Source organism: Snodgrassella alvi (assembly GCF_002777425.1).
GTDB classification, from domain to species: Bacteria; Pseudomonadota; Gammaproteobacteria; order Burkholderiales; family Neisseriaceae; genus Snodgrassella; species Snodgrassella alvi_B.
Map to the genome: position 1 here is coordinate 188,374 of NZ_MDVC01000107.1, position 9,476 is coordinate 197,849.

General features: G+C 45.8%; 9 protein-coding genes. 4 read left to right on the forward strand and 5 right to left on the reverse strand.

The genetic code is table 11. The annotated features are described in order from the left end of the window. Nucleotides 1–68: 68 nt before the first annotated feature. Nucleotides 69–1,304, forward strand: a complete 1,236-nt coding sequence (gene sstT / locus BGI33_RS11060; RefSeq protein WP_100091238.1) for a serine/threonine transporter SstT — start codon at nucleotides 69–71, stop codon at nucleotides 1,302–1,304. 477 nt (nucleotides 1,305–1,781) lie between these two features. On the opposite strand, the gene BGI33_RS14270 is transcribed toward sstT, so the two are convergent. The 5 genes from BGI33_RS14270 to BGI33_RS11080 all read right to left on the reverse strand — a co-directional run bounded on the left by BGI33_RS14270 (nucleotide 1,782) and on the right by BGI33_RS11080 (nucleotide 2,796). After that, nucleotides 1,782–1,925 carry an integrase core domain-containing protein gene (locus BGI33_RS14270; protein ID WP_100091239.1) on the reverse strand — a complete coding sequence of 48 codons (144 nt, stop codon included), beginning with the start codon at nucleotides 1,923–1,925 and terminating at the stop codon, nucleotides 1,782–1,784. After that, nucleotides 1,906–2,034 carry an integrase core domain-containing protein gene (locus BGI33_RS14275; RefSeq protein ID WP_100091264.1) on the reverse strand — a complete coding sequence of 43 codons (129 nt, stop codon included), beginning with the start codon at nucleotides 2,032–2,034 and terminating at the stop codon, nucleotides 1,906–1,908. The genes BGI33_RS14270 and BGI33_RS14275 overlap by 20 nt, the downstream gene beginning before the upstream one ends. After that, nucleotides 2,007–2,237 carry a hypothetical protein gene (locus tag BGI33_RS11075; RefSeq protein ID WP_143557222.1) on the reverse strand — a complete coding sequence of 77 codons (231 nt, stop codon included), beginning with the start codon at nucleotides 2,235–2,237 and terminating at the stop codon, nucleotides 2,007–2,009. Before BGI33_RS11075 ends, BGI33_RS14275 begins: the two co-directional genes overlap by 28 nt. After that, nucleotides 2,230–2,538 (reverse strand): hypothetical protein, encoded by a 309-nt coding sequence (locus tag BGI33_RS12970; RefSeq protein ID WP_144235427.1) that lies wholly within the window; start codon nucleotides 2,536–2,538, stop codon nucleotides 2,230–2,232. The genes BGI33_RS11075 and BGI33_RS12970 overlap by 8 nt, the downstream gene beginning before the upstream one ends. A gap of 129 nt (nucleotides 2,539–2,667) precedes the next feature. Further along, complete coding sequence (locus BGI33_RS11080) at nucleotides 2,668–2,796, reverse strand: transposase (protein ID WP_100091242.1); 129 nt, start codon at nucleotides 2,794–2,796, stop codon at nucleotides 2,668–2,670. 740 nt (nucleotides 2,797–3,536) lie between these two features. On the opposite strand from BGI33_RS11080, the gene BGI33_RS11090 reads away from it, so the two are divergent. From BGI33_RS11090 to BGI33_RS11100, 3 genes are all read left to right on the forward strand, one after another. Then, nucleotides 3,537–5,858 carry a type VI secretion system Vgr family protein gene (locus BGI33_RS11090; protein WP_100091245.1) on the forward strand — a complete coding sequence of 774 codons (2,322 nt, stop codon included), beginning with the start codon at nucleotides 3,537–3,539 and terminating at the stop codon, nucleotides 5,856–5,858. A 35-nt stretch (nucleotides 5,859–5,893) separates the two neighbouring features. Further along, the gene (locus tag BGI33_RS11095; protein ID WP_100091247.1) at nucleotides 5,894–6,322 is read left to right on the forward strand and encodes a DcrB-related protein; all 429 of its coding nucleotides are present in this window, start codon (nucleotides 5,894–5,896) and stop codon (nucleotides 6,320–6,322) included. A 26-nt stretch (nucleotides 6,323–6,348) separates the two neighbouring features. Beyond that, a partial coding sequence (locus BGI33_RS11100) for a DUF6531 domain-containing protein (RefSeq protein ID WP_100091249.1) occupies nucleotides 6,349–9,476 on the forward strand: 3,128 nt, incomplete at its 3' end.

A 9,476-nucleotide genomic window follows, 5' to 3' on the forward strand; every position in this document is an offset into this window, starting at 1 on the left:
TTTGGCCGAGTGATTTTTAAAATCTGTTTTTAAATATGTTTGTTTCCGGCTATAACCAAGGATTGTGAATGAAGAAGCTTTTATGGGTATTGTTTAAGAGTAATCTGATTGTACGCATGCTGGTATGTATGATTATTGGCGTGTTTATTGCGGCCTTTTTACCGCAATATGGAGTTAAACTGGAGTTTCTGGGTAGGGTATTTATTCAGGCCTTGCGGGCAGCTGCACCTATGTTGGTATTTGTGTTGGTGATATCTTCTATTGTTAATAATAAATTTGATAATGTTTCCAGTATTAAATCGGTGGCTTGGTTATATGCGGTAACTGTTCTGATTTCAGCAATATTGGCTTCAACTGTAAGCTATTTATATCCGCTGCATCTGGTGATGGATGTCCCGCCGATATCAGAGAAACCACCGGAAGGTGTGGCAGAGATTCTCATGAATATTGTTCTTAAGTTTGTGGATAATCCGGTTGATGCTTTGGCAAATGGTAATTTCCTAAGTATTCTAGCCTGGTCTACAGCACTGGGTATTGCTTTACGCCAGAGTAGTGAAGCAACGAAGTCGGTTATTAAAAATTGGTCGGATGCGACTATTTGGGTAGTTCGTCTGGTGGTGGCTATTGCGCCTTATGGAGTGTTGGGTCTGGTTGCTTCGCACTTTACCAGTGATGGTCTGGCCAAGTTAAAAAATTATCTGGAGCTGATTGGGGTATTGCTGGGGTTGATGGTGTTTGTGGCACTCGTGATTAACCCGCTAATTGTATTCCTGAATTTTCGTAAAAACCCTTATCCGCTGGTATTTACTTGCTTACGCTATAGTGGGATTACGGCTTTCTTTACCCGTAGTTCGGCAGCCAATATTCCAGTAAATATCCGCTTGGCTCAGCGTATGCAATTGCCGGAAGAAATTTATTCGCTGTCTATCCCGCTGGGAGTAACGATGAGTATGAATGGTGCGGCGATTACCATTACTACGATGACGATGGCCACTGTGCATACTTTGGGTATGGATATTAGTTTTATTCAGACTTTATTGCTGAGTATTTTGGCTACGGTATGTGCTCTGGGTGCTTCTGGTGTACCGGGTGGCTCGTTACTGCTGATTCCGGTTGCGTGCAGTATGTTTGGTATTGATCCGACTATAGCTGCACAGGTGGTGGCAATCGGATTTGTAATCAGTGAAATTCAGGATTCTGCCGAGACGGTTTTGAATTCTTCCAGTGATATGCTGTTTACTTCGGTGGTGTCGCTGAAGCAGCAGGGCAGGGATCCGAGTAAAATTGAGTTGTTGCCAGAATAAGCCTGTACTAGGGCTGTTTTTGGAGCCGCTGTGTAGTTTGGCAGCGGTTTTTTGTATTTGAACCGAATATATTTATTCTTGGATGTAAAAGGATTAATTTAATTTTGTTGGCTATTTGAAGATGAGATGTTGGCTATGAAAGATATTTTGCGTCTGGTACAGGTAGCTGAGTAGTTGGGCTTGTACGCTACTAGATTACTGAGCATCATAATATGCCTATGGTTGTCAGCTCTGTTACGCAGATACTGATTAGCTGCACGCTGGTACATATATTACGTAGGTAGCGGAGGAATATGGTTGCCTAATGACAGTCTGTTGCTGGTGGCTGAAAGTATGCATTTGGGCCATGATTCGTTTGCACTAGCTTGATCTGGGGCAGGGGCGATTGCCGGGAATTGACTAGGTAATACAATGGCTTTATATTTTAGGTTAAATATTGTAAATAAAACATAATTAGTACAAACCTGATATAGAAAATTATGCTGCTTGTTTCAGTGTTTTATACTCAATCGGTGTCATATTATTTAGTGCTTCATGAGGTCTTTTGGTGTTATAAATCATTAGCCATTCTTCGGTTACCTTCCTTACTTGTTCCAGATTATTAAAAAGATATAAATCCAGTGCCGCTTATACGACAGGTACGATTAAATCGTTCAATATAGCCATTCTGATATGGGCTGCCGAGGTTGATGTACTCTATAGTTATACCATGTGATTTTGCCCGGTTAATGAACGTTTTTCCGGTGAATTCCGGTCTATTATCGCTCGTATTTTTAGTGGATAACTATGATATTCGGCCAGTTTATCCAGATAACGGGTAATCCTACCAGTCGGTAAACTGACCGCAATATCAACGTCTAACGTCTCACGATTAAAGTCATCTATCACATTGAAACTTCTAAAACGCCGTTGAGTTTGACTGCTGTCACTCATAAAATCCATTGACCAGCACACCTAGCTTATTGGGTACTGATTGCCTTTCTGGGCTTTGTGGGGGAATGCGTTGTTTACGCTTTACTCTGAGATTAAGCTTTAATTGGCAATACACCCAATAAACACGTTTATGATTCCATTTATATCTGAGTTTTCTGATGTGATTAAAACATTTGGGAAAGCCGCAGCGTAATTGCCTGTCTGTGATAGCACCTAGTACCGACATAATCACCGAGTCATCCTGTAACTTAGGCTGATAACAGTAAGCACAGCAGTTTAGATCAACAATAGAGCCACTCATTATAATAGTAACAGGATGATTTTCTTGTAACTTCAAAGCCCAAACTTTACGTGCCTTGTTAGGCACTAGAGCTTTTTTATGATTTCCTCCTAAAGTTGGGATTTTAAACTCAGCTCGGCAAACATCTGCTTAGTCACCGTATTTTTCTTGCCATTTATAAAAAGTGGAATTACCCATGCCATATTTACGGCAAAGTTCTTTGACAGGGATACTGGCTTGAGCTTCTTTTAAAATGGATATGATTTGATGTTCAGTCATCTCTTTTTCATGTTTAAATCCTCTGTTTAATGGAGGGAGTTTCCTACTTTGGTGCTGTACTATTTTAGGGGATAGTTACAATGATTAATTTGCAAGAAGATAGTACTAATAATGTGAAAGTTGGAATGGCTATTCTGGTTCTGATACTGCTTATTATGCAGGCAGTTTGCTTTCAGTATCTTAAAAATAATTCTGAGAAAGTCTTTACAGTTGGAGTGTCATTGCTTTCCATCATTATCTGGTTCATAACGAAAGACTTATGATTGATTTTTATTGTGAATGAACCGAATTGACACAATTAACACGATACTTATAAAAAACTCTACATCCATTTTTGTAAAAATTATATATAATATAGTTTCATTAGGTTAAAAAGAGATTTTGTTGCTAGCTGCTGGTTTTCGCAGTTAACACTGGTTACAGACAGTTTTTATCATTGTCTTATGGTTTCCAAACCGGATATTGTCTTAAGAATTAATATCTGGCTCATGCAAAACCTCTTTAACAAATGTTGTAAAGCCATGCGCAATTAATCAGGCTTGCAAAAACGGTGGCATTTAACGTCGTAAAAGAAAGGTAAGATGTTAACTCGTTGAGTAAAAGAAAAATATGATTGCTGGTTTTGCATATCATGCCGGACAGGAATATCCATCCGCTGATAGAACAACAATTAATACTGAAACATGCGCCAACACTGCTCACAAGTGTATCTGCGGCGCGATAACGATGGGGAAAAGACCATGAGTTTTAAATCAGAACCGGACAAGCTGGCTCTACCGGGAAATTCACCTGCCCATACGCCGACATTTGTAGGCAATCAGGCTGCGACACCAGATGTTGAAGCGCTGGTTCAGGTTGGTGTTGAACAGGTAGCCGGGCAATTGGCTGATAAAGCCAGTGCCGCAATCGAACAGGTAAAAAATGTAGCAAATACCGCTACTCAAGCTATTGATGCACTAGGAAATATGGGTGTGCCATCACCACTGATGAAGGCTGCACAGGCAGCAGTAGGTGACGCAGCTGCTCCCATGATGAATCTGCTTGATGATATACCAGCTGATGCTCAGGATATTATAGATGCCATCTCTGGGCGGAGTAGTGGAGGTACGCGTACGGTTAACGTAAGCGGCGCTGCCATACCAGCCGGTATGCTTACCTTTGCCAGCCTAAATGGACAGGAAGCCTTAAGCGAGTTGTTCAGCTATACCATTCAGCTTAAAGCACCCGATAAACTCAATATTGGCTACTATGCTCCCAGCTCCAACCTTCCATTAAAATCAATGGTTGGTAAAGACCTCTCTGTTGATATTGAACTTGAGAACGGTGACAAACGTTATATCAGCGGGCTGGTAACGGCTGCCCGGGTTGTGGGTCATCAGGGGCGAAGTGTTGTCTACGAGCTGCGCCTCGAACCATGGCTGGAACTGGCTACCCGTACCAGTGACTACAAAATATTTCAGAATAAAAGCGTTGTCGAAATTATCGATGAAGTATTAGGTGAATATCCATTTGAGATGGAAAAGCGCCTCACCGAAACCTATCCCAAGCGCAATTTTCAGGTACAGTATGGTGAAACCGATTACGATTTCCTGCAACGACTAATGCAAGAATTTGGTATCTATTATTTCTTTGAACACAGTGCCGGTAGCCACAAGCTGGTACTGGTCGATGCCATCGGTTCGCATAAACCTTGTCCAGGTGCCGCCTCCGTTAGTTTTTATCAGCAAGGATTAAAGCTGGATAAAGAATTTATTCATAGTATCACAGCTAAAGAATCCCTGCGTACTGGGAAATGGGTACTGGATGATTTCGATTTCCAGAAGCCGAAAGCCAAGTTGACCAGTACCGTTGCCAAACCACGTGAAACTGGCCACCCTGATTACGAACATTATGAATGGCCGGGTGACTACTTCGACAAAAGCGAAGGCGAATTCCTAACCAAAGTACGTATGGAAGCTCACAAATCCTTGGGTAGTCGGGTTTATGGCAATGGTGACATACGCACCTTAGTTACAGGCTGTACTTTCAGCCTTGATAATTGCCCGACAGTAGAGGCTAACCGTGAATATCTGATTATTGAAACTTCTTTCATGATTCAGGACATGGGTGAGCACAGCAGTCAGGGGCAGCACTTTACATACAATACCAGCTTTGAGCTATTGCCTACCAGCGAAGTTTTTCGTCCGCAACGTACCATCAAAAAACCACATACACATGGTCCGCAAAGCGCCATTGTTACAGGGCCTTCAGGAGAAGAAATCTGGACAGATAAATACGGTAGAGTAAAAGTACAATTTCTCTGGGATCGCTATGGCCAGTGGGACGAAAACAGTTCCTGCTGGATTCGCGTCACCCAGCCGTGGGCTGGTAAAGGCTTTGGCGGTATGCAAATTCCGCGGATTGGGCAGGAAGTCATCGTTGATTTTAAAAATGGCGATCCCGATTTGCCCATTATCACCGGTCGCGTCTACAACGCCGATACCATGCCAGCATGGGGATTACCGGCCAACAAAACACAGAGTGGGATGTTCAGCCATAGTATAGGCGGAGGTCCAAACAACGCCAATGCATTGCGCTTTGAAGATAAACCCGGACAGGAAGAACTCTGGCTACATGCCGAAAAAGATCAGCGCATTGAGGTCAACAACGATGAAAGTCATTGGGTAGGGAATGATCGTACAAAAACAATTGATCACGATGAGATAATTAGTGTAGGGAATGATCGTACTACTTTAATTAGCAATGACTGCACACGAGCAGTCAAAGTTAACGATGAAGTACTTATAGGAGGTATGAAATCCACCAGCGTTAGTACAGAATATGTTATAGCTGCTGGTGAAAAAATACGATTGTCCTGCGGACAAACCGTACTTGAGCTCCATGCGGACGGGCGGTTCAATATTACCTGCCAAAAATTTAATATCACAGCGCAAGAAGTTGGGCAAATAAATACACTAGGTGGAGTACTAGATATAAATATGAAAGGAGGTAAAGCAGAAGCAAAGATTGAAGCTGACGGGAATCGGGAAGCAATTAATAAATTGGTTGCTAAAAAATTTTAATTTTACAATAAAAGTTAAAAAATAAGGAAAGCGCAATGCATTACAATACGAACGATACACAATTCGAAATACCTAGTACTAATTTGCAAGACTCCACCTTGAATATCCTTAAATTTAAGGATCTGGGTACATCACTAGTTATGAGTCGAAGCCAGCTTGCTGAAGAAGAAACCTTGGAATCCAGCTTAGATGACCAGTTAAAACGCTTGGAAAATTCCGTAAAAGGATTAAAGTTTGAGCAGAAAAACAAAATTAGTTTCGGGAAAAATCAGGATATAGAAGCCTTTGAACTGCGCAATCAGTTTATCAAAGGCACAGAAAAAGTTTATCAATACCAGCTAGTATGCCTTATTCCAGATACCCGCACTATGTTTGCCATGAGCTATGTGAAAAATACCGAACTTGGAGAACAAGAATTAGCCCATTGGCAGCAAATCAAACAAAATTTCGAATTCAAAAACTGATATTCTGAGCAAAAAGGGGTTTTGTCATGGGAGAAGCTTACTGGGCTGCCCGCGAGGGCGATGTACTTCTACATACCTCAATGCTGGCTGACATTGTAGGTGCCGCCGTAGAAATAGCTTGCTATGCCGCTATCACCGCTGCAGTTACTGCTGCGGCTACCGCTGCAATTACCGCCACAATCGGTGTAACCATTGCTACTGGCGGTGCGGCTGCTATAGCAATAGGTGCATGCGCCGGCATAGGCGTAGGCGTCTTTATGGGTCTTTCTGGCGGTAGCGAATTAATATCAGATTTAGCCGATAAAGTTAGTAGCATCTTTCCCCTATCCGAAGATGGCAAAATTAAAACCGGCTCCCCTAATACCCATATCAATAGTCTGCCGGCAGCACGAGCTGCTGGCATGATAAAAGAAGCAGAAGAAATTGCTGACGAACAACCGCAGCAGCCTGAAAATTTTATCGATATGGCAGCAAATATACTGGGTGGTTTATGGCACATTGCCAAAGAAACGGTTAGACCCACCGTCGCCTCTCCTGACCCAGCTACAACAGTTCCCGCAGAAGACGATCAGATTTCTTGTAAAAAGCATCCATCATCTTTCTCTGACATCGGCATGCCAAGCACACCCGTGCTTGCTATGACAGAGCTCTCGATGAGCGTCATTAGTGCCACATTAGGATCAATGACAGGTGCTGCCGAATATATGGCCGAAGGCTCCAGCAAAGTCTATATCAACAGCCAGCCTGCCGTACGCAGCAACGACCGCAGCACCTGCGAAGCCAAAGTCACCGACAACTGCGAGGGTGGCGTCAGGGTTTCCAACAACGTGCGCATTGGTGGTGAACCCATCGTTGTGCGCGAAATTAAAAGTGGCAAACACCCCATTAGCTCAATGATTTCCGCGGTCATGTCCGTAATGCGTCCCACTAAAATATGCACCAAAATATTTTGTTTAGCAACAGATTTTCTCATTGGTGCTGGTATTAGTACACTAACTGCTAAATTGACAAGTGCAATATCCAGCGGCCACCCCGTCCACCTGCCTACCGGTGCCAAAATACTCAGTGGTCAAGAAGAACTCGATTTCACCCTGCCCGCCCATCTGCCATTCGAATGGCAACGCTTCTACAGCAGCGTCGACACCCGCACCCATAACATGTTTGGCGCCGGCTGGAGTGTCCCTTACGAAATAGAAATGCATATTGACCCGCAGCCGGATGGTTCCTGTGCTGCTGTCTATATCGAAGAACAGGGACGTCCTCTCGAAATCGAGCCTATCTTCCCCGGAGAAGGCATCCGCGCCATCGACGAAAACCTCACCATCCGCCGTGGCGAACAGAATCGCTGGATAATTGAAGATGATAATGGCACCTACCGCCTGTTTGAACCCGATCCCAACCAGCCTAATCGTCTCTACCTCACCCTGCTACAGGATCGCAACGACAACAAACACCTGATCTCTCGCGATACCCACAGCCGCATCATCGAAATAGCCAACGAAACCAACACCACCCGCATCACTTTACACTATCAGGACAAACGCCATCCCCAGCGCGTTACCCACATCAGACACCAGCTAGCCGATGGCAGCAGCCGGCTACTGAGCCGGTACCACTACACCGAGCAGGGTGATTTGCAACAAGTCATCGATGCTGAAAACCGCCCCACCAGAGAATTTGCCTACGACAACGGCCGGCGCATGAACTACCATCGCCTGCCTACTGGTTTGCAGTGCTATTACCAGTGGCAGCACTTCGACGGAGCAGCAGAAACCGCATGGCGCGTCGTCCGCCACTGGAGCGAAGCCGACGGCAAACGTCTGGAAGACTACCGCTTCCAGTATGATTTCGAACAACGTCTCACCACCGTACACGACAGTCTTGGGCGCAGCAGCAAACACTACTGGAATGAACTCTACCAAATCACCCGTTACATCGACTCCCTCGGCCAGACTACCGAATTTGAATGGAACCACAACCAGCAACTGGTCAGCTTTGTCGACCCTCAGGGTGGGAAGTGGCGTTACAGCTACGACGAACAGGGACGCGAAACCGCCGAAACCGATCCCCTCGGCCGTACCAGCCAAACCCAGTGGCTGCCGCATTGGGCTTTACCCACCATCAGCGTCGACCCCGACGGCAGCATATGGCGGTACTACTACGACCAGCGCGGTAACCTGCGCAGCGTTATCGACCCCCACAAACAGCGTACCCACTACCAGTACGACCAGCATGGCCAGATAGTTCAGATCACCGATGCCCGCGGTGGCAACAAATACCTGCGCTGGAACCAGAACGGCCAGCTTACCCAGCATGTCGACTGCTCCGGTACCGCCACCCATCTCTATTACGATGCATCAGGCAATCTCAGCAGCATCTCCGACGCCCAATGCAACAGCAGCAAATACCACTACAACGCTGCCGGCCAGCTTACCGGCGTTACCTTAACCGACGGCAGACAGGAACACTATCGCGTCAACAGTGCCGGCCAGCTACTGACCTATACCGACCCTGCCGGCCACAGCACCCACTACCAGCGCGACCCGCGCGGACTGGTGCACACCCGCATTGATGCTGCCGGACGCAAACTCGGCTTTAACTACGACGCCTATGGCCGCCTCAACACCCTCATCAACGAAAATGGCGAACACTACCAGTTTCAATACGATGCAGCCGACCGCCTGATCGAACAGACCGATCTGGACGGGCGTAAACAGAGATACAGCTACGATGCACTGGATAACGTCAGCGCCGTGCACTTTGCTGCCGGCAGTAGTGCTGAAATTATCCACCGCTTCAAACGCGATGCCATCGGCCGCCTCATCGGCAAATACACCACCGACGGCAACACCGCCTACCAGTATGACAAAGCCGACAACCTTATCAAAGTCGGCTACAAAAAAGCCGGCCTGCCTGCTGAAGCTGAACCCGACCTCATCACCTTCAGCTACGATCTACTGGGTAATCTGCTAAGCGAAACCACTGCACAGGGTACCCTCAGCCACCAGTACGACCCACTGGGCAACCGCATCGCCACCACCCTGCCGGATGGGCGCACCATCAACAACCTCTATTACGGCTCCGGCCACCTGCACCAGATAAACATCGATGGCCACATCATCAGCGACATCGAACGCGACAACCTGCACCGCGA

Coding starts and splice junctions, on each gene's coding strand:
- sstT (WP_100091238.1), top strand. CDS start 69: ATGAAGAAGCTTTTATGGGTATTGTTTAAGAGTAATCTGATTGTACGC.
- BGI33_RS11080 (WP_100091242.1), bottom strand. CDS start 2,796: ATGACTGAACATCAAATCATATCCATTTTAAAAGAAGCTCAAGCCAGT.
- BGI33_RS11095 (WP_100091247.1), top strand. CDS start 5,894: ATGCATTACAATACGAACGATACACAATTCGAAATACCTAGTACTAAT.
- BGI33_RS12970 (WP_144235427.1), bottom strand. CDS start 2,538: ATGAGTGGCTCTATTGTTGATCTAAACTGCTGTGCTTACTGTTATCAG.
- BGI33_RS11090 (WP_100091245.1), top strand. CDS start 3,537: ATGAGTTTTAAATCAGAACCGGACAAGCTGGCTCTACCGGGAAATTCA.
- BGI33_RS11075 (WP_143557222.1), bottom strand. CDS start 2,237: ATGAGTGACAGCAGTCAAACTCAACGGCGTTTTAGAAGTTTCAATGTG.